Origin of the sequence: Flavobacterium lacisediminis (genome assembly GCF_025909975.1) — a bacterium.
GTDB lineage: Bacteria > Bacteroidota > Bacteroidia > Flavobacteriales > Flavobacteriaceae > Flavobacterium > Flavobacterium lacisediminis.
Map to the genome: position 1 here is coordinate 489,573 of NZ_JAPCIO010000001.1, position 20,853 is coordinate 510,425.

Consider the following 20,853-nt stretch of genomic DNA (forward strand, 5'->3'; position numbering starts at 1 on the left):
CTTTAGAAATTTTGTAGAAGTGCAATGTTTTGGCTAATTTTCAACAAATTTTTTCAAGATGAAGCAAATTACTATCCTGTTTTTATTGATTGTGCAATCTACAATCGCTCAAAATTCTTTGTTTAATCAAGTAGAAGCTAAGAATATCGGACCAACGATTATGAGTGGTCGTGTGGTAGATTTAGCAGTAAATCCAAAAAATCCTACTGAATTTTATGTTGCGTATGCTACAGGCGGACTTTGGTATACCAATAATAACGGAACTTCTTTCACTCCATTGATGGATTCGGCAGAAACGGTTAATTGTGGTTCGGTTACTGTGGATTGGAATTCGGGAACAATTTGGGTAGGAACTGGTGAAGTGAATGCTTCGCGTTCGTCTTATTCTGGAGTTGGGGTTTTAAAATCTTCGGATAAAGGAAAAACTTGGGAAAATTTAGGATTAAAAGATTCGCATCATATTAGCCGAATTTGGGTCAACCCAAGTAACTTGAATGAAATTGTAGTAGCAGCTGTTGGTCATTTATATACAACGAATAAAGAACGAGGTATTTATAAATCAACTGATGGTGGTAAATCTTGGAAACAAACATTGTTTGTTGCGGAAGATACTGGAATTATTGATTTATCCGTTTCTAAAAACAATCCAAAAATCATGTTTGCAGCGTCTTGGCAAAAAGATAGAAAAGCGTGGCATTTTGATGGTGATGGAGAAAAATCAGGCATTTATAAAAGTGAAGATGGCGGAACTTCTTGGAAATTAATTTCAACCAAAGAAAGCGGATTTCCATCGAATGAAGGTGTGGGAAGAATTGGTTTGGCAATGATTAATGAAAACTTGATTTATGCGATTGTAGATAATCAAAATAAAAGGCCAAATAGTAAAGTTGATAAGCCAAAAGACGCTAACGAAGCTTTGTTTCAAACAGAAGTAATAGGTTGTGAGTTATACAAGTCAGAAGATGGTGGAAAGTCGTGGAAGCGAACACATGAAAAGTATATTGACGACATGTTTTATACTTACGGATACTATTTTGCGAACATTTCGGTAGATGAGAAAAATCAAAATCGTGTTTATATTGGTGGTGTTCCATTATTGTTTTCTGAAGATGGTGGAAAAACATTTACTGTAATTTCAAAAGAAAATGTGCATGCGGATCATCACGTTACTTGGGTAAATCCTGAAAACCCAAATCATATTATTAACGGAAATGATGGCGGTGTAAATATTTCGTATGATAACGGAGCACATTGGATAAAATGCAATAATGAAGCATTAGGCCAATTATATGCGGTGAATGTGGACTATCAAGAAAATTACAATGTATATGGAGGTTTGCAAGATAATGGTGTTTGGTTTGGAAATAATAATTATGAGAAAAGTGTTGGTTGGCATCAAGAAGGGAGATATCCGTATCAGGAATTAATTGGTGGCGATGGTATGCAAATTCAAATAGATAGTCGCAATCCAAATGTGGTTTTTACAGGTTATCAATTTGGGAACTACTATAGAATCAACCAGAAAGAAGGTAAGTTTGATTACATCACGCCAAAAGCACCAAAAGGAGAAAAACCATATCGTTTCAATTGGCAAACACCTATTTTATTGTCTTCGCACAATCAAGATATTTTGTATATGGGTTCTGAGTTTTTACACCGTTCTATGAATCAAGGCGAAACTTGGGAAAGAATTTCAAGTGATTTAACAAACGGAGCTAAAGAAGGAAATGTAGCTTTTGGAACTATTTCGACTATTTCAGAAAGTAAATTCCAATTTGGATTACTTTATGTAGGTTCCGATGATGGAAAAATTCATGTTTCAAAAGATGGCGGTGTTTCTTGGCAATTGATTTCGGGTAATTTGCCTCAAAATTTATGGGTTTCAAGAGTTGTCGCTTCGTCTCATAAAAAAGAAAGAGTTTATGTGACTTTGAATGGGTATAGAAACGATAATTTTGTAAGCTATGCTTATGTTTCGGAAGATTTTGGTGCGACTTGGACTTCAATTTCGAATGGATTAACACAAGCGGTAAATGTCATAGTTGAAGATTTTGCAAATGAAAACATTTTATATATTGGAACGGATAATGGTTTATTCATTTCAATAGACAAAGGTATCACATGGCAAGATTTTTCAAACGGAATGCCGAATGTTGCGGTTCATGATGCGGTAATTCAAACGAAAGCAAAAGAATTAATTGTTGGAACTCATGGTCGTTCGGTTTATAAAATGGATATTTCTAAAGTTCAGGAATTGACTAAAGACGTTTTGGCTAAAAGTCTACATTTATTTAAAGTAAATGATAGAACAAAATCAGACCGATGGGGAACTCAAAATTACGCGTGGGGGAAACCAAGTGAGCCTTCGCAAACAATTTGGTTTTATTCAAACGCTGATGGAATGGTAAATGTTTCTGTTACAAATGAAGCAGGAATAGTAGTTCATACTCAAAAAGTAGCTGCAAAAAAAGGATTGAATACATTTGAATTTGATTATTCAATGACTAAAAATGTAGCTGATAATTGGAATAAAAAAGATAAAAATATCAAAATCAAAGAAGCTGAAAATAAGAAGTTTTATTTACCCGTTGGGAAGTACAAGCTAACTATTTCTAAAGATAAGTCATCGGAAAGTAAATCATTTGAAATTTTAAATTCAAAAAAATAGTAAAAAAGGCATACTATTTGCTGTTAATTTTTCGTTAAGATAAAGTGATTCGAATAGGAGTGTTCGGTTACACATAAAACTAGTGTCATGAAAAAAATAGTTGGAATGTTTTTGGTTCTTGTTTCGGTTGTTTCTTTTTTTTCTTGTGAAAACGAAGATAATACTGCTGCTGAAGAACCTTCTTTAATTATTAAATTTAAGTTTGATCCTGATCAAGTGCGTTTGAATAATTTGGGTCAACCAGCTGCAATTCCAACGGGTCATGCTGCTCAATCTCCGGATTTTAAAAAAATAAGTGCTCATTATTTTGAATTGGCGCCTACAGCTTTCACACAATTAGGAGATGGAACAATATTATATCATGCAGATGAAACTACTCAGGGAGGTTCAGTAGCAATTGATTTCAGTAAGGCTGTCATTGTAGGAGAAGGTGAAGCTTTTTTAAGAATTCCATTAAGTCAAGTGGCGCAAGGAAATTATGAATATGTAAGAGTTTCTTTAGCGTATCAAGAATATACTATTTCGGTTAGAAATGCAGGGAATGATTATTTAGGGAAGTTAGCAAGTTTTGTTGGGTATAATACTTATATTACAACACATTCCATAGGAAACAATTCGTTTCCAGTAAACGGGAATCGCTTGCAAGGATACTGGGCTTTTGCTTTAAATGATTTTCCATACGCAACATCAGGCCAAGCCCCTGCTGGCGCTACAACAGTTCCAAACCCTATTGCTGCTACTTCGCCAATTCCACCAGGGTCGTGTGTGGTAACGCGTAAATTTGCTCAAAACTTAGTAATTAACGGAAATGAAACTCGTGATGTTGTTATTACTTTATCACTTTCTACTAATAATAGTTTTGAATGGCAAGAAGTAACTGCAGATGGTAAATATGAACCTTCAATAGGGGAAAATGTAGTAGATATGGGGCTAAGAGGATTGATACCTTCTTATGTAAAATAAATATATTTGCTAATATAGTATATATTTACATGACTCAGTTGCTTTAATCCCTTGATATTCAACGATAGTTAAATTCATTTTAAAATCATTATAAATTAGCTCGAAAAGGTTGTAGTTAATTTCAAATAGCCTTATTTTTGTTTGATTTTTTATTAAACTAGTACAATCAAATAAAAATTATGGCAAAATCGGCACTATTAAAGTCATCTATCGTAAAAAAATACTGGATGGCTCTTACAGGTTTATTTCTATGCTTGTTTTTGGCGGGGCATTTGGCAGGAAATCTTCAATTGATTTTCGGAACCAGTCAGCAATTCAATGAATATGCATTATTCATGACCACCAATCCTGCAGTTAAGTTACTTTCTTATGTTACTTACATTTCAATTATATTCCATGCTATTGATGGGATTATGTTGACTATTCAAAACAAAAAAGCAAGACCAATTGGTTATGCTAAAACAGATGGTTCTTCAAGTAGTTTAGCTTCAAGAAATATGGCTGTTTTAGGAACTGTGATTTTGGTTTTCATCGCTACTCACATGGTGAATTTTTGGGCAAAAATGCATTTTGATAAAAACATGCCTTTGGTTCAAAAAGAAATTGACAATGGAATGGGCGGAAAACAAATTCAGTTAGTTGGTACAAAAGATTCTCAAATGCCATTTATGCAATTAGATCAAACAGGAAAACTTTCTAAAGAGTTTTTCGAGATGATTAAAGCACAGACACAAGGTCAATACGATTTGGAAGTTCAGGACATGACTAAAATTGTAAATAAGAAAACAGGTGAAGTTGTATTTATCGGTTATAAAGATTTACACAAATTAACGGTAGATTTCTTCAAAGATGCAAAATACGGATTGTATTTTACAATTGGTTATGTTTTAGCTATGTTAGCTTTAGCATTTCACTTGTGGCATGGTTTTCAAAGTGCCTTCCAATCTTTAGGTGTTAATAATAAGTTTACACCGGCTATTAAGTTTTTCGGAAGAGCATTTGCAATTATAGTTCCACTATTGTTTGCAATTATTCCAGTTTTCTTACATCTTAAAAAATAATCAACATCAGTATATATTATGAAGTTAGATTCTAAAATACCAGCTGGTCCATTAAAAGATAAATGGACCGATCATAAAAATCACTTGAAATTAGTTGCTCCAAATAATAGACCAAAAATTGATATTATTGTGGTAGGAACTGGTTTAGCAGGTGCTTCTGCTGCCGCTTCTCTTGGAGAAATGGGATACAACGTAAAAGCATTCTGTTTTCAAGATTCTCCTCGTCGTGCGCACTCAATTGCAGCTCAAGGAGGTATCAATGCAGCAAAAAATTATCAAAATGATGGTGATAGTATTTACCGTCTTTTTTATGATACAATTAAAGGTGGTGACTACCGTGCGCGTGAAGCAAACGTTCACCGTTTAGCAGAAGTTTCAGGAAATATTATCGACCAATGTGTGGCGCAAGGAGTTCCTTTCGCACGCGAATATGGTGGAATGTTAGATAACCGTTCATTTGGTGGAACACAAGTACAACGTACTTTCTACGCTGCTGGACAAACAGGACAACAATTATTATTAGGAGCATATTCAGCTTTATCAAGACAAATCGGGTTAGGTCGTGTAAAAATGTACAACCGTCACGAAATGTTAGATTTGGTTAAAGTAGATGGGAAAGCTCGTGGAATTATCGCTCGTAACTTGATTACAGGAGAAATCGAAAGACATTCAGCACATGCTGTTGTTATTGCTTCTGGAGGTTACGGAAACGTATATTTCCTTTCTACAAACGCAATGGGAAGTAATGTAACGGCTGGATGGAAAATCCACAAACAAGGAGCATTATTTGCAAACCCATGTTATGTACAAATTCACCCAACATGTATTCCAGTTCATGGAACAAATCAGTCAAAATTAACGTTGATGTCTGAATCGTTACGTAACTCAGGGCGTATTTGGGTTCCAAAGAAAAAAGAAGATGCAGAAGCAATCAGAGCAGGTAAGTTAAAACCAACTCAAATTGCAGAAGAAGATAGAGATTATTATTTGGAGAGAAAATATCCAGCTTTTGGAAATTTAGTTCCTCGTGATGTGGCTTCAAGAGCTGCAAAAGAAGTTTGTGACGCTGGACACGGTATCGAAGCAAATGATACTAACGAAGGAGTTTACCTAGATTTCTCAACAGAAATTCAAACTAAAGGAAAACAATCTGCTTACGCGAAAGGAAATCATAATCCAACTCCAGAAGAAATTACTGCTTTAGGAAAACAGTGGTTAGAAGAGAAATATGGTAACTTGTTTACTATGTATCAAAAAATCACGGATGAAAATCCTTATGAAACACCAATGAAAATTTACCCTGCTGTTCACTATACTATGGGTGGTGTTTGGGTTGATTATAACTTACAATCTACAATTCCAGGTTGTTTCGTTGCTGGTGAGGCTAACTTCTCTGACCACGGAGCTAATCGTTTAGGAGCTTCGGCTTTAATGCAAGGTTTAGCAGATGGATATTTTGTGTTACCCTATACAATTTCTAACTATTTAGCTGACGAAATTAGAACTGGAAAAATCTCAACAGATTCTCCAGAATTCATAGAAGCAGAAGCTAGAGTTAAAGATTCAATTAGCAAATTCTTAAACAACAACGGTACAAAATCGGTTGATTATTTCCATAAAAAATTAGGTTTAATTATGTGGAATAAAGTTGGAATGGGAAGAAATGAAGCAGGTTTAAAAGAAGCTATTGCTGAAATCGCTCAATTAAAAGAAGATTTCTACAAAGATGTTTACGTTCCGGGAAGTGCAGATGAATTAAATCCTGAGTTAGAAAAAGTATTAAGAGTTGCCGATTTCATCGAATTAGGTCAATTAATGGCAATGGATGCTTTACAACGTAAAGAATCTTGTGGAGGTCACTTCCGTGAAGAATATCAAGATGCAGAAGGTGAAACATTACGTGATGACGAAAACTTCAAATTTGTTGGAGCTTGGGAATACAAAGGTGATGACATCAATAAAGAAGAACTTCACAAAGAAGAATTGAAATACGAAGAAATTAAAATTGCAGCTAGAAATTACAAATAAAATATTATGAGTGCAGCAAAAAATATCAATATAAACCTTAAAATTTGGCGTCAAAAGAACGCTAGTTCTAAAGGTAGCATGGAAACTTATAAATTAGATAATGTTTCTACTGCAAGTTCGTTTTTGGAAATGTTAGACCAATTAAACGAGCAATTAATTAACGAAAAGAAAGAGCCAGTAGCATTTGACCACGATTGTCGTGAAGGTATTTGTGGCATGTGTTCTTTATACATCAACGGACGTGCTCACGGACCTGATACTGGAATTACAACGTGTCAGTTACATATGAGAATGTTTAACGATGGTGATACAATTTACATCGAACCATGGAGAAGTAAAGCTTTCCCTGTAATCAAAGATTTAGTGGTTGATAGAAGTGCTTTCGATAGAATTCAGCAAGCTGGAGGTTTCGTATCGGTAAACACTTCTGGAAATACAATTGATGCTAACTCAATTCCAGTTCCTAAAGTTGATGCAGATAAAGCGTTTGAAGCAGCAGCTTGTATTGGTTGTGGAGCTTGTGTGGCGACTTGTAAAAACGGTTCAGCGATGTTATTCGTTGGAGCTAAAGTATCGCAATATGCTTTATTACCACAAGGTAAAGTTGAAGCTACACAACGTGTTTTAAACATGGTACGTCAAATGGACGAAGAAGGTTTCGGAAATTGTACGAATACTGGAGCATGTGAAATAGAATGTCCAAAAGGAATTTCGTTAGAGAATATCGCTCGTATGAACAGAGAATACTTAAAAGCTTCTTTGAAATAATTCATTGAAACTTCAAAATAATAAAACGCATTCATTCATTTGGATGCGTTTTTTTGTATTTTTAAACCAAATTCAAATCTGATGAAAGTAGCCCTTTTTCAAACCAAATTAGCTTGGGAAAATCCTGTAATCAATCGAACATTTATTGAAGAATATTTTCTTAACGAAGACGAATCGTTTGATTTATTTGTGTTACCTGAAATGTTCACTTCAGGTTTTACCATGAATCCATCCGCTGTTGCAGAAACCATGGAAGGCGAAACAATTAATTGGTTAAAAGAACTAGCTAAAAAGAAAACTTGTGCCATAACGGGAAGTTTAGTCATTAAAGAGAATGACAATTTCTATAACCGAATGGTTTTTGTTTTTCCATCTGGAGAAGTGCAGTTTTACAACAAACGCCATTTGTTTACTTTAGCTGGGGAAGAAAAAGTATATACAAAAGGGAATGATAAAGTAATTGTAAATTATAACAATTGGAACATTTGCCTACAAATTTGTTACGATTTACGTTTCCCAGTTTTCGCTCGAAATGTTGAGAATTACGATTTGTTATTATACGTTGCCAATTGGCCAAAACCACGTATTAATGCTTGGGATGCGCTGTTGAAAGCTCGTGCCATAGAAAATATGTGCTACACCATTGGAGTTAACAGAATAGGTGAAGATGCTAATCATTTGGAGTATCCTGGTCATTCTAAAGCGATTGATTTTTTAGGAAATACAATTTTGGATTGCGAAGATGAATTAGGAGTTTTTATCTTCGAATTAGACAAAAATGCTCAACAAGAAACCCGTCAAAAATTGAATTTTTTAAATGATAGAGATGGTTTTACTATTCTCTAATCCAAAATAAAATCTTGCTCTACATCCCAATTGGCTCTAACATCAATTACTTTTGGAAAGTAAATGATTTCTTCCGCTTGTTTTTTGGCTAAATAATTTCCAGTATCCCACTCGTTATTAGCATTGTCGTCATAAATAATTCGGATAGTGTATAATCTTGGTTCAATGGTTTCAAAAGAAATACTCGTTTCTTTTGCAGAACTAGCGGTATATAAAACTTCATTTTTATCTAACAATTCAATTATAAAAGGAAAACGTTTTACGTTTGTTAAATTGATTTTTAAGTTCCCATAATCGGAAAGTTGTTTGGTGGCAAAATTGAATTTTAATGAATCATTTGCTTTGTCATAAAAGTCTTTTATAGCACCCGGAAGCAATTCTATTGTGTATTTTTCGTCTTCCTCTTTTTTGAAATCAAAAGAAATTTCTTGATCAAAATCATGGTATTTTGAGGTAAACTTTACTGCTACAGAATCTTTATTTTTCAATATAATTTTCGACTCATCAATTGTTAAAATAGGTGTAGTTGTTTTCAAAACGAAAGTGTTTCTAAATGCTAATACAGCACCTGTTTTGTTTTCAATATCTAAAGAGTCTGATTCTTTTAAATTTTTGAGTTTAGAGGTAAAATTTTTAGAATAAGCTCCATTTTTGACAGCAATCTGGATAGAATCCATTTTTACATTTGGATAAAAAATTTGAACAGAATCTTTATCTTTTGATGGGAATTTACTAATTTTAATAGGCACTTCTTTGTTGTTATATGTGGCCGTGATAGAAGTGTTTTTAAAATCTCCTTCATAACCTAAGAAAAGTTTATTATTGCTTTCTTGTGTTGGTTTAACAGCTTTAAATGCTTTCTTTTCTTGGAATAATTCCAATTCGAACATATCTGCCGTTGGAACAGTAATTGGATAGTCGATAAACCCAATTTTATCAGTATCTGGATTGTATTTGTTGTTGTTTGCTTTGTCTTTTAACGCAACAATCTTATAAGAGCCTTCTTTTAAGTTTTCAAGAGAAAACGCTTTTAAACTATCTAAAGTGTTTGTGATATATAGAGGTGTTTCTTTATATACTGTTGAATCAGTAAATGTTTTAGCGTCATACAGCATAACACTAACAAAACTATCTGGATTTTGTTCATAAGCGTCTTTAACTTTTCCTACAACTGTTAATGAGTCTACATAACTTCCAGTTGAAAATACATATTTGAATTGAGAGTAAGGATTTCCTTCATTGTTATCCGTAATACTTTGCCCAAAGTTGAAACTGTAAGTTGTGTTAGGTGCTAAAGAGTCCAGAATTTTAATTGAAATATATTTACTTGCACTTCCTTGCGGTACAATTATAGGTTGTTTTTTCATTGGAGGCGAAATAATCAATTGTTTGTTGATGTCTTTCACTTTAATTAATTCATCAAAATTGATTTTGATTTCATTTCCTTTGAAATTGGTAGTAAAATTATCAGGTGAACTATTGATGATTTTAGGCGCAATTGTGTCTTTGTCGCCACCAGTAATAGTGCCTCTTTTTGCACAATTAGTTAATAATAAAAGACTTGCCAGTAAAAAGGCTATGTGTTTAAATTTTGTCATTTTCTTAAATAATGGTGTTGCAAAATAACGACTATAATTAGTACAAACATACAACTTTTAGTAATTTTTATGATAGCGTATAAGCAATGGTCACAATACTCACTTTACTGTTTGGTATTTTTAATAATGCTTTTGCACAAGCCTCTAGGGTAGCGCCTGATGTCATTACGTCATCTACAAGCAAAAAATGTTTGTTGTAGTCTGCTTCAGTGAAATTTACATCAAATAAGGCTTTAGTTATTTCTTTTCTGTTTTCTCTGTCTTTTTTTGTTTGTGTTTTAGAATATCTGCTTCTATATAGTAAAGAAGTATTATGTGGAATATTAAGTTCATTTGAAAGCGCTTCGCAAAAAGTCGTAACTTGATTATAACCTCTTTCTTCTAATCTTTTTTTATGAAGTGGAACTGGAATTATTTCAGAAACTGTTTTTATCTTTGCAATTGATTCTAAATCTTTTGAGTACCATTTTCCTAAAAGGGTTCCAATTTCTTGATGTTTTTTGTATTTTAGATTATGGATTAAGTTTTGAACAATTCCTTTTTTGTGAAAATAAAGCATTGATGCACTAAATTCAATCGGAATTATGCCATAAAATTTTTTTGTTGTATCATTGCCCTCCAAAATATGATGATTGGTAAAAGGTAAATTGTGATTACATTCTGTACAAATGATTTTTTCATTTTGAAGTAATAATGAGTCACAACCCATGCAAAGTTTTGGAAAAAGTAAGTTTATCAGATATTTTAGCATTTTATCGATTAATTATAGCAACATTAACATTTTTAAATAAATTTATAAAAAAGTTTATAAAATGACACGTAGAAAAAATAAAATAACAAAAATTAGCATCTTGATATTGATGCTATTGTCGTTGTTTTTAGGTGTCAAATATTATAAAATTTCAGACGATTTTAATGCTTATGTGGAGAGCTCTGATTTAGAAAACAAAGTTCTTGAAAGTCAGTTAACCGAGATTTTGCATAAATACGATTCGGTTAGTGCTAAAAATAAAATAGATAGTATTCGTTTTAATGAAGAGTTTAGTTTAGTTAAATCTGGTAATAAATCAGAGAGAAAAGACTCAAAATTTAATTCGATCGAAGATTCAATAGTTTTCTTTGCAAAACAAAAGCAAAATGAAAAAAGTATTGGTTCAAACACTAATACGAATCCTTTAGTAGTTTCTAATTCTAAAACAGCTCCTAAAACTTCTCAATTGTCAGCATTAAATGTAAATGCAAAAGGGGTTAAAATTTATTCTGATAGCTATAATTTAAGTGAGTCTAAAATTCAACAGTTAAGAGTTTGTTTTACTTTGGAAGAAAACCAATTGGTTAATTCAGGTAATAAAACTATTTATGTTCAGGTAGTAAATCCTAAAAATCAAATTATTTCATCAGGAAATACTTCTGTAGAATCAGATACTAATGTTAAATTACAATATAGTGCTTCAGTAAACGCAAACTATCAAAAACAAGACACTGATGTTTGTACTTATGTTAATTTGGAGCAAAAGAAAACTATAAAAGGTAAATATAAAATTAATATTTACCACGATTTTGTTAAAATTGGCACTACAATTTTCGAATATTAATAATTCTTATTTTTATTCCTTAATTTCTTTTCTTTATTTCATTCCTATTTTTACTTTTGCAGTATGGCAAAACAAGATGATATTTTTAAAAATGTAGTTTCGCATGCAAAAGAATACGGATTTATATTTCCGTCAAGCGAAATTTACGATGGTTTAAGCGCAGTATATGACTACGCTCAAAATGGTGTGGAGTTAAAGAAAAACATCCGTGAATACTGGTGGAAAGCAATGGTGCAAATGCACGAGAATATTGTAGGTTTAGATGCTGCAATATTAATGCATCCAACGACATGGAAAGCTTCAGGTCACGTTGATGCTTTTAACGATCCATTAATCGACAACAAAGATTCTAAAAAAAGATACCGTGCCGATGTTTTAATTGAGGATTATGCCGAGAAATTAAATCAAAAAGCACAAAAAGAAATTGACAAAGCTCGTGAGCGTTTTGGTGCTTCATTTGATGAAGAGCAATACAAAACAACCAATCCACGTGTGATGGAATATTTGTCTAAAAAGAAAGAAATTCTAGAAAGAATGGCTCGCTCTTTAGAGACAGAAAACCTTGCTGATGTAAAAGCTTTAATCGAAGAATTAGAAATTGCTTGTCCAGATAGCGGTTCAAAAAACTGGACTGATGTAAAGCAATTCAACTTAATGTTCGGAACAAAATTAGGTGCTTCTGCTGAAAACGCAATGGATTTATATCTTCGTCCAGAAACTGCTCAAGGTATTTTCGTAAACTTCTTAAACGTTCAAAAAACCGGTCGTATGAAAATTCCTTTCGGGATTGCTCAAACGGGTAAAGCGTTTAGAAACGAAATCGTAGCAAGACAATTTATTTTCCGTATGCGCGAATTTGAACAAATGGAAATGCAGTTTTTCGTGAAACCAGGTGAAGAAATGAAATGGTACGAATACTGGAAAACCACACGTTTAAATTGGCATTTATCACTTGGTTTAGGAAAAGAAAATTATCGTTTCCATGACCACGAAAAATTAGCTCATTATGCTAATGCAGCTGCTGATATCGAATTTAATTTCCCATTCGGATTCAAAGAATTGGAAGGAATTCACTCAAGAACTGATTTCGATTTGAAAGCGCACGAACAATTCTCAGGTAAAAAATTACAATATTTTGATAACGATACCAATTCAAATTACACGCCTTATGTGGTAGAAACTTCAGTTGGTTTAGATAGAATGTTCTTAGCTGTTTTCTCTAAAGCGTTACAAGAAGAAACCTTAGAAGATGGTTCGACAAGAACCGTTTTACGTTTGCCTTCTGTTTTAGCACCAACAAAAGCAGCTGTTTTGCCTTTAGTTAAAAAAGACGGTTTGCCAGAAGTTGCTAACAAAATCATAGAAGATTTAAAATGGGATTTCAATGTAGCATATGATGAAAAAGATGCGGTAGGAAGACGTTACAGAAGACAAGATGCTCTTGGAACGCCATTCTGTATTACGGTTGATCATCAAACATTAGAAGATGAAACGGTAACTATTCGTCACAGAGATTCGATGCAACAAGACAGAGTGAAAATTTCAGAATTACGAGATATCATCAATAATGAAGTTTCCATGAGAAATTGGTTGATGAAAATGTAGTTTTGAAGTAAAAAGCTCAAAGTAAATATAAAAACCCCAAATTTCAATTGAAATCTGGGGTTTTACTTTTTAAAGTTATTAATACTGAGACTGAATACTGAGACTGTAAACTATTCAGAAAGCGCATTCCAACCACGAGCTTTTAATTCAATCTTAGTATTTGCTCTTGTAATTAAATGATTTCCTTCGGTAGCCGCAACCATATGTCCGATTACGGTGAAGTTTGGATTGCCTTTGATTTTGTCAAAATCTTCCATTTTAATAGTGAAAAGCAATTCGTAATCTTCGCCACCGCTTAATGCTACAGTTGTGATGTCTAAATTAAATTCCTCACACACATTAATCAACTGCGGATCAACTGGGATTTTTTCTTCGTATAAATTACAACCTACATTACTTTGCTTACACAAATGTAAAATCTCCGACGACAAACCGTCCGAAATATCAATCATTGATGTTGGTTTGATTTCCAATTTCTCCAATAATTCTTTGATGTCGTTACGTGCTTCTGGTTTTAATTGACGTTCAATTAAATACGTGTAATCATCTAAAACCGGTTGGTTGTTTGGATTTACTTGAAATACTTGTTTTTCGCGTTCCAAAACTTGTAATCCCATGTAAGCAGCACCAATATCACCCGAAACCACTAATAAATCGTTTTCTTTCGCTCCGTTTCTATATACGATATCTTCTAAATTCGCTTCACCTATAGCGGTAATGCTAATAATTAATCCTTTTTGGGAAGAAGTCGTATCGCCACCAATTACATCTACATTGTAAATTTTTGAGGCTAACGTAATTCCTTCAAATAATTCTTCCAAAGCTTCTAAAGGAAAACGATTTGAAACCGCTATCGAAACTGTAATTTGTTTTGGAGTAGCATTCATCGCACAAATGTCAGACACATTGGCAACAACCGCTTTGTATCCTAAGTGTTTTAACGGCATGTAAGCCAAATCAAAATGAACGCCTTCCACTAATAAATCGGTGGAAATTACCGCTTTTTTATCTCCAAAATCTAAAACGGCAGCATCGTCTCCAATGCTTTTAAGTGTAGACTCGTGAGTAATACTAAAGTTTTTAGTTAAGTGTTCAATTAAACCAAATTCGCCTAATTGTGATAAGCTGGTTCTTGACTGGTCTTTATTTTCTAACATTGATTATTTTTTTTGCAAAGATAGTCATTGCGAGACACGAAGCAATCTAATCTTTAGTCAATTCGTTCAACTTCTCATAAATCAAACTCGTTTCATATCCTTTACGAAGTAAGAAATCAACGAATTTTTTATTTCTTTTTTGTCCTTTTGGTGCTGCGAAGGTTTCCCAATTCTTTTCTGCCAAGGTGTGAAAGTTATGCAAATAAGTAGCTTCTGGGATTTCCTTTAATGCGGTTTGAATGTTTCGAGAAGAGATATTTCGAAATTTTAGTTCGTTTACGATGCGATTTTTACCCCAAAATTTATAATTGTGCTTGCCACGAACAAAACTTTGTGCAAAGCGTTCTTCGTTAATAAAATTATTTTCAATAAGATAAGTCAAAATTTCGTCTTTTTCAGATTGACTAACAGAAAACGAGTATAATTTTTCTTCTACTTCCTTGTAACATCGCTCCTGATAGGCGCAATAGTATTCCATCTTAGCATAGATTTCTTTCAAGGAAAAAGCGGATTTATTAGTTTTCAATTCGTTAACAATTTAATAATGCAGTAAATATTTTAAAATCAAAAAATTATGATTTATCTTTGTAGGCTTTTTTTTAATCAAAGAAGGTAAAATTTAACCAAATCTAATATTTTCATTCAAAGTTATGAAATTAAAATTACTATTTACGCTTATTCTAGTGTCAGGATTTTTAAAAAATCAGGATTCGTATTCTCAGTTGTTACAATGGAATACCTTTGGTAATACTGGTACTGAGACAACTGAGCCAAGTGTCTTCAATAATGTTAATGTCGCTGCATCAAATCTTACTCAAGGTACTATAACTCCTGCTGCTAATGCAAATAGATTTGGTGGTACAGGATGGTTTAATACTGGGAATACAGCTGCAGGAAATACTATAGCAGAGGCTGTAGCTGGAAATGATTATATACAATTTATAGTTACTCCAAACGCTGGTTTTTCTTTTACTCCAACATCATTAGTTTTTAACTGGGATAAGTCAGGGACTGGTCCTCAAAATGTAGTTTTAAGATCTTCTGTAGATGGATTTGCTAGTAATATTGGAATTGTTGCGCCAACAGCAGCAATTGGTACATCGAATACGATAACAATAAGCGGGTTGTCGAATATAACAGTTACTACTACTTTTAGGATTTATGGATATGGAGCAACTGGAACAGGAGGAACTGGTGGTTTTGATACTTCAACTAATTCAGTAAATGTTCAATTAAATGGAACGACTAGTGCAGTTTTGACCGATGCAGTTGATTACTGTAATTTACAATCACCAGCAAATGGAACAATTACTCAAGGAGGAGTTTTTAATGTATATGCACAAACTTATGAGCCAGGAGTAACAGAAGCTGCTGGTATAGGGACAGGAATTCAAGGTTGGATAGGATATAACACAACCAATAATGATCCAAGTATAGCTGGTTGGACGTGGGTACCTGCAACATTTAATGTGCAATCTGGAAATAATGATGAGTTGGTTGCGGATATTGGTTCTGCACTTGCGCCAGGGACTTACTACTATGCTTCACGTTTTCAATTAAATGGAGGTCCGTTTCGATATGGAGGTTATAATGGAGGTTTTTGGAATGGTACAACTAACGTGAATGGTGTTTTAACTGTTAATCCATCAGTAGTTGATTTTTGTAACGTTCAATTTCCAGCTACAGGAACTATTTTAGCAGGTGGAACTTTTACAGTATATGCGCAAGTTTATGAGCCGGGTGTTACTGAAGCAGCTGGTCAAGGAGCAGGAATTCAAGGTTGGATAGGTTATAATACAACCAATAATGACCCAAGTACGGTTGGTTGGACATGGATTCCAGCTACATTCAATGTACAATCAGGAAATAATGATGAATATCAAGCAGAAATAGGTTCGGCATTACCAGCTGGAACGTACTATTACGCTTCAAGATTTCAATTAGGTACAGGCGCTTTCCGTTATGGTGGATTTAATGGCGGATTTTGGAATGGTACTACCAATGTAAATGGTGTGCTTACAGTAACAGCTCCAGAAATAAATTTACAAGGAAATGCAGTTTCAATAGTTTCAGGAGATGCAACACCTGCTTTAGCTGACCATACGGATTTTGGTTCTGTTGCAACTACCTCTGGAACTATAGTTAGGACTTTCACTATTCAAAATACAGGAAACGCTACTTTAAGTTTAACAGGGGTTAGTCCATTCATTACTATTTCAGGTACTAATTCAGCTGATTTTACTGTTACTGCAATACCGTCAAATAGTATCGCAGCTTCTGGAAGCACAACTTTTCAAATCACTTTTGATCCATCAGCAGATGGTTTAAGAACGGCAACTTTAAGCATTGCAAATAATGATAGCAATGAAAACCCATATACTTTCGCTATTCAAGGAAATGGAATAAGTGCGCCCGTAATTACAAGTAGCTTAACTGCTTCTGGTAATCAAGGTTCGCCTTTTACCTATACAATTACAGCAACTAATTCGCCAACGAGTTATAATGCAACTGGTTTACCGGCAGGTTTATCTATAGATACGGTGACAGGAATTATTTCTGGTACACCAACAGTGACAGGAACTTTTAATGTAACTATTACTGCTGCAAATGCTGCGGGAACAGATACTCAAACATTGGTAATCACATTAGCGGTTGGGCCATGTTTAAGTGAAGGTTTTGAGTCTGGTTTACCAGGAACTTGGATAAATAGCGGAACAATTTTAGGTGGTCAATTTTGTGAAGGAGCCCAAGGTGTGGTTTTTAACAATACAGGAGATTTTGTTGTTTCACCTGCTATTGTAAATCCACAAACACTTACTTTCTACAAGAGAAGAAGTGGAACAACTGATGCGTGGGTTTTAAATGTTGAAGTTTCTACTAGTAATGCAGGACCGTGGACAAATGTTGCTACTATCAATACAATTACAGGAACGTGTCAATTAGAAACTATTGATTTAACTGCATACAATATCGGAACATACTACATAAGACTTTTAGATAGCAGATCTTCGGGTACCGCTCAAAGAACTATTGATGATTTTAAAGTATACTGTGGTTTATTGTGTACCCCACCAGCCGATCCAACTGGGACTATTTCTGGAACAACTCCAGCGTGTGATAGTACAACATTGAGTTTTTCAGGTAATGCTACTGCACCAGTTGTTTATTATTGGCAAACAACAGCTATAGGAATTAGTCAAACAAATAATGCAAATGCCAATTTAAATGTTACTACATCAGGTAATTATTATGTAAGAGCTTATGATTCAGTAGCAATGTGTTGGTCAGTAAATGCTATCGGTCCATATGCTGTAACCATAAATAATACACCAGTTATTACTACTCAGCCGGTTAATGCATCAACTATTGTTAATGCAAATGCAAGTTTTACAGTTGCTGCAACAGGCTCAGGTTTAACTTATCAATGGCAAGTAGATACCGGAAGTGGTTTTGTCAATTTATCAAATATTGCGCCTTATTCAAATGTTACTACTGCAACGTTGAATATTTCGGCTGCTACATTAGCTATGAGTGGTTATCAATATCGTTGCATTGTAATTGCTTCTGCTCCATGTAGTAATTTGAATTCCAACGCTGCTACATTAACAGTTAATCCAGCAGTGGGAACTGTATTTAAACCAGGAGAATTGGTGTTTGTAGGGTATGATGGTCAATGTTTAGGTGCAGGGGCTGAAGATGAATATTTAGTTGCAACTTTGGTTGATATTGCACCAGGAACGTCTTTTTTAATTGTAAACTCAAGATATGAAGCGGGTGCAGCAGCTAATGTTAGAACCGATAAATGGGGAGGTGGAGGAGATAACGCTGATGAACAGCCTTATCAAGCAACAATTACTTACACGGGTGCTGCAAATATTCCGGCAGGTTCTGTTTTAGTGTTTAGAACCAATGGAACAATTAATTGGTTCGGAAGTGTTAATATAATAACAGGAGTTACTACAACAAACAGAACAGCAGATTTTTCAGGAAGCGTTTTAAATGGTGTTTTCTTTTCGCCAAACATTACTACAAGTGGTTCTGATCAAATGTATTTAGCACAAGGAGCGTTTACTTTTGATGGTACGTTAGATATAGGACAAGCAAATTATTATTTAAGTGGAACACTTTTACACGGATTAACGAATCGTGCGGCTTGGGTTCCTATTACTAGTGCTTGTAATGGAGATGCTTCTGGAGGAAATTCAAGAGAATCGAGATTGCCTGCAGCATTAACTTGTTTTAATGTTGAAAGTGCTAGTACTTCTGCAATTAGTGGATATTATGAGAATGATAAACAACATGGTATTGCAACTGTAAGACAAATTGTGCAAGGAATATCTGATGTTACAAATAATTGGACTTTAAGCACAGGAAGATATACTTTAGATGCCACAAGTAGTGCTGCAAATAGAGCTGGAAAAACATTTCAAATTGGCCCAAGCAATCCTTCAGGACAATGGGTAGGAAATGTAGATACGAACTGGTTTAATTGTGCAAACTGGGAAGGTTTATCAGTTCCAAGTGTTACTACAGATGTTACGGTTGATGCAACAGCAATGAATATTGCAGTTATAGATTACACAGCACCATATTCAAATGAGTATTCAGATATTGCGTATTCAAATCATTTAAATATTTCTGGAAGTACAGTTCAAATACAAGCATCTTCAAATAATGTTTTAGAAGTTCATGGAAATCTTCAAATTTCAGGATCTGGAGTTTTAGATATGGACGACAGTAATGCTGGCACTGCTGATGGTCAGTTATATTTGTTTGGAGATTGGACAAATAGTGTTGGAAATGCAGCATTTTCAGAAGGAAATGGAACCGTTTACTTTACGGGAACAGCTCCGCAAATAATAAATAACGTAACACCATTAGGAACGGAAGTTTTCTATAATGTCATATTAAATAATTCTTTTGACACTAGTGTTTCCAATGATTTAGTTGCGGAAGGAAATTTAGTAATTAATTCAGGAAGAGTTTTAAATATTGATGGCACTGGTTATGTTAGAGTAAATAATAGATTAACTCATAATGGTGATTTAACCATTCAAAATAATGGTCAATTTATTCAAGTAAACGAAACCGATACTAATGATGGTGTTTACACGGGAACAAAATTCCAAGTAAATAGAACGGCACAAGTACGTAATTTGGATTATGTATTTTGGAGTTCGCCAGTTGAGAATTTTGCAGTGGCGAGTTTACCAAATGCATACCGCTATTATTGGAATACTTTAGCAGCAAATGCGAATGGTACATTAGGGAATTGGGCAAATGCATCTGGTAACATGACCAAAGGACAAGGATATATAGCAAGAGCGTCTAATGGTGCTGCAACAGCTCAAGCAATGAATCTTATTTTTTCTGGTAAACCAAATAACGGCGCATTTACTTTACCTATTCAAAGAGGAATTTTTGATGGAGCTGATTATGATGCGGAGCCGGCCAATACTAACAACGTATTAACAACTAAATATGATGATAACTGGAATTTAGTTGGAAACCCTTATCCTTCTGCTATTGACGCAGAAGAGTTTTTAGTAGCAAATCAAACAAAAATTGAAGGTGCTGTTTGGGTTTGGACACATGGATTGTTGCCAACATCTATTACTGATCCATTCTATAACAACTATCAATACAATTACTCTGCAACTGATTATATAAAATATAACGGTTTAGGTTCTACAGATCCTGATACTTTTGCTGGAAAAATTGCTTCTGGACAAGGGTTTATGGTTAATATGTTGCATGTTGCTTCTACACCAAATACAATCGATTTTAATAATAGTTTTAGAACTGGTGTAGGGTATGCAAATTATAACAATAGTGATTTCTTTAGAAATTCATCTGTTGCTGAATCATTTGAAGATCAGGAAAAGCACAGAATGTGGTTAGATGTTGTTAATACAACCACAGGTCAATCTGATAGAACATTATTAGGGTATGCTTCAAATGCAACTTATGGAAGGGATCATTTCTACGATTGTATTCATAAACCGAATACAACTATTAGTTTCTATTCATTAATTAACAAAGAGCCTTTCATTATTCAAGGTAGAAGTCTCCCGTTTGATATTAATGATAAAGTTCCTATGGGATTAAGTGTTGGTGTTAACAGTAATGTTACAATTGCTATAAGAAAAGCAGATGGGATATTTGCACAAGGTCAAACAATTTATTTAGAAGATAAATTATTAAATGTTATTCATGATTTATCTGCATCACCATATTCTTTTGTGTCAAATGCAGGAATTTTTAGTGATCGTTTTGTTATTAGATATACAAATGAAACATTAAGTAGCGAAGATTTTAATAATGATTCAGATGTTTTAGTTTCGTCAACAGATATAATCAAAGTGTACTCGAATAATGAGAGCATTCAAAGTGTTCAAGTTCACAATGTATTAGGTCAGTTATTAATAAACAAAACCGATATCGATTCAGAGGTATTTGAAATTAATACTTTGCAAAAAAATAATGCACCTTTAATTATTCAAGTAACATTGGTAAATGGTAAAAAAGTATCTAAGAAACTTATTTACTAAATAAATTAAAGAT

General features: G+C 33.8%; 13 protein-coding genes. 9 read left to right on the forward strand and 4 right to left on the reverse strand.

Translation table 11 applies throughout. From position 1 onward, the window contains the following. The first annotated feature begins 58 nt into the window (after positions 1-58). From OJ995_RS02355 to OJ995_RS02380, 6 genes are all read left to right on the forward strand, one after another. Positions 59-2,668, forward strand: a complete 2,610-nt coding sequence (locus OJ995_RS02355) for a VPS10 domain-containing protein (protein WP_264367973.1) — start codon at positions 59-61, stop codon at positions 2,666-2,668. A gap of 87 nt (positions 2,669-2,755) precedes the next feature. Beyond that, positions 2,756-3,631 carry a hypothetical protein gene (locus OJ995_RS02360; protein WP_264367974.1) on the forward strand — a complete coding sequence of 292 codons (876 nt, stop codon included), beginning with the start codon at positions 2,756-2,758 and terminating at the stop codon, positions 3,629-3,631. Between the two features lie 179 nt (positions 3,632-3,810). Beyond that, entirely contained in the window at positions 3,811-4,692 is an 882-nt protein-coding gene (locus OJ995_RS02365; RefSeq protein WP_264367975.1) for a succinate dehydrogenase cytochrome b subunit, read from the forward strand. Between the two features lie 18 nt (positions 4,693-4,710). Further along, positions 4,711-6,720: a fumarate reductase/succinate dehydrogenase flavoprotein subunit gene (locus OJ995_RS02370; protein ID WP_264367976.1), complete on the forward strand. Its 2,010-nt coding sequence runs from the start codon at positions 4,711-4,713 to the stop codon at positions 6,718-6,720. A gap of 6 nt (positions 6,721-6,726) precedes the next feature. Beyond that, on the forward strand, positions 6,727-7,488 hold the full coding sequence (locus OJ995_RS02375; protein ID WP_264367977.1) for a succinate dehydrogenase/fumarate reductase iron-sulfur subunit: 762 nt from the start codon (positions 6,727-6,729) through the stop codon (positions 7,486-7,488). Positions 7,489-7,569: 81 nt separating this feature from the next. Further along, positions 7,570-8,334 carry a nitrilase family protein gene (locus OJ995_RS02380; RefSeq protein ID WP_264367978.1) on the forward strand — a complete coding sequence of 255 codons (765 nt, stop codon included), beginning with the start codon at positions 7,570-7,572 and terminating at the stop codon, positions 8,332-8,334. On the opposite strand, the gene OJ995_RS02385 is transcribed toward OJ995_RS02380, so the two are convergent. Together OJ995_RS02385 and OJ995_RS02390 are read right to left on the reverse strand one after the other, a co-directional pair. Continuing rightward, a complete protein-coding gene (locus OJ995_RS02385; RefSeq protein WP_264367979.1) occupies positions 8,331-9,932 on the reverse strand; it encodes an Ig-like domain-containing domain in 1,602 nt (533 codons plus the stop codon). The genes OJ995_RS02380 and OJ995_RS02385 overlap by 4 nt on opposite strands. Before the next feature lie 67 nt (positions 9,933-9,999). After that, positions 10,000-10,641, reverse strand: coding sequence for a ComF family protein (locus tag OJ995_RS02390; RefSeq protein WP_264367980.1), 642 nt, complete (start codon positions 10,639-10,641; stop codon positions 10,000-10,002). A 103-nt stretch (positions 10,642-10,744) separates the two neighbouring features. On the opposite strand from OJ995_RS02390, the gene OJ995_RS02395 reads away from it, so the two are divergent. Together OJ995_RS02395 and OJ995_RS02400 are read left to right on the forward strand one after the other, a co-directional pair. Next, complete coding sequence (locus OJ995_RS02395) at positions 10,745-11,527, forward strand: DUF8428 domain-containing protein (RefSeq protein WP_264367981.1); 783 nt, start codon at positions 10,745-10,747, stop codon at positions 11,525-11,527. A gap of 63 nt (positions 11,528-11,590) precedes the next feature. Further along, on the forward strand, positions 11,591-13,132 hold the full coding sequence (locus OJ995_RS02400; RefSeq protein ID WP_264367982.1) for a glycine--tRNA ligase: 1,542 nt from the start codon (positions 11,591-11,593) through the stop codon (positions 13,130-13,132). A 110-nt stretch (positions 13,133-13,242) separates the two neighbouring features. On the opposite strand, the gene thiL is transcribed toward OJ995_RS02400, so the two are convergent. Next, positions 13,243-14,289, reverse strand: coding sequence for a thiamine-phosphate kinase (thiL, locus tag OJ995_RS02405; RefSeq protein WP_264367983.1), 1,047 nt, complete (start codon positions 14,287-14,289; stop codon positions 13,243-13,245). A gap of 46 nt (positions 14,290-14,335) precedes the next feature. Then, entirely contained in the window at positions 14,336-14,815 is a 480-nt protein-coding gene (locus tag OJ995_RS02410) for a regulatory protein RecX (protein ID WP_349292868.1), read from the reverse strand. Between the two features lie 124 nt (positions 14,816-14,939). On the opposite strand from OJ995_RS02410, the gene OJ995_RS02415 reads away from it, so the two are divergent. Beyond that, entirely contained in the window at positions 14,940-20,840 is a 5,901-nt protein-coding gene (locus tag OJ995_RS02415) for a DUF8693 domain-containing protein (protein WP_264367984.1), read from the forward strand. The last annotated feature ends 13 nt before the right edge of the window (positions 20,841-20,853 follow it).

Coding starts and splice junctions, on each gene's coding strand:
- OJ995_RS02370 (WP_264367976.1), top strand. CDS start 4,711: ATGAAGTTAGATTCTAAAATACCAGCTGGTCCATTAAAAGATAAATGG.
- OJ995_RS02380 (WP_264367978.1), top strand. CDS start 7,570: ATGAAAGTAGCCCTTTTTCAAACCAAATTAGCTTGGGAAAATCCTGTA.
- OJ995_RS02360 (WP_264367974.1), top strand. CDS start 2,756: ATGAAAAAAATAGTTGGAATGTTTTTGGTTCTTGTTTCGGTTGTTTCT.
- OJ995_RS02365 (WP_264367975.1), top strand. CDS start 3,811: ATGGCAAAATCGGCACTATTAAAGTCATCTATCGTAAAAAAATACTGG.
- OJ995_RS02400 (WP_264367982.1), top strand. CDS start 11,591: ATGGCAAAACAAGATGATATTTTTAAAAATGTAGTTTCGCATGCAAAA.
- OJ995_RS02355 (WP_264367973.1), top strand. CDS start 59: ATGAAGCAAATTACTATCCTGTTTTTATTGATTGTGCAATCTACAATC.
- OJ995_RS02415 (WP_264367984.1), top strand. CDS start 14,940: ATGAAATTAAAATTACTATTTACGCTTATTCTAGTGTCAGGATTTTTA.
- OJ995_RS02395 (WP_264367981.1), top strand. CDS start 10,745: ATGACACGTAGAAAAAATAAAATAACAAAAATTAGCATCTTGATATTG.
- thiL (WP_264367983.1), bottom strand. CDS start 14,289: ATGTTAGAAAATAAAGACCAGTCAAGAACCAGCTTATCACAATTAGGC.
- OJ995_RS02385 (WP_264367979.1), bottom strand. CDS start 9,932: ATGACAAAATTTAAACACATAGCCTTTTTACTGGCAAGTCTTTTATTA.
- OJ995_RS02390 (WP_264367980.1), bottom strand. CDS start 10,641: ATGGGTTGTGACTCATTATTACTTCAAAATGAAAAAATCATTTGTACA.
- OJ995_RS02375 (WP_264367977.1), top strand. CDS start 6,727: ATGAGTGCAGCAAAAAATATCAATATAAACCTTAAAATTTGGCGTCAA.